This window comes from Wolbachia endosymbiont of Drosophila incompta, from assembly GCF_001758565.1.
In the GTDB taxonomy this organism is placed as follows: Bacteria; Pseudomonadota; Alphaproteobacteria; order Rickettsiales; family Anaplasmataceae; genus Wolbachia; species Wolbachia pipientis.
The window spans coordinates 434,216-434,428 of the sequence record NZ_CP011148.1 but is presented as its reverse complement, the minus strand read 5'-3'; the positions used below and the strand labels follow the sequence as shown (position 1 = coordinate 434,428).

The window sequence follows — 213 nt, the reverse complement described above, 5'->3', positions numbered from 1 at the left end:
CAAAAGATAACTCTTTTTCTGAGTTCCGCAAAGTGCTCATAAAATGAGGCGTATTTGCTTGAGTTCCAGTTCATACTTTACTATAGCTCAATAATGCTATGTCTAACATTCTCAGCGAAAAAGCCCACTCATTGTCATACCACGCTGCAACCCTGCATATATCACCTGTAACATATGTACCAGTTAAATCCACAATTGCACTATAAGGGTTAT

At 38.0% G+C, this 213-nt stretch carries 1 protein-coding gene and 1 pseudogene (1 of these 2 running past the window's edge); both read right to left on the bottom strand.

Annotated features, from left to right (window positions below; all coding sequences use genetic code 11):
- Window positions 1–74, bottom strand: partial view of a twin-arginine translocase subunit TatC gene (tatC, locus tag WG67_RS01915; RefSeq protein ID WP_070356819.1) — the start only. Its footprint begins 688 nt before the window's first position; the window shows 74 of its 762 coding nt (coding positions 1–74); it begins with the start codon at window positions 72–74; its stop codon lies beyond the left edge, outside the window.
- Window positions 71–213 (bottom strand): annotated as a pseudogene (locus WG67_RS08270) (type I glyceraldehyde-3-phosphate dehydrogenase); the annotation flags it as partial. The gene tatC and the pseudogene WG67_RS08270, both read right to left, overlap by 4 nt.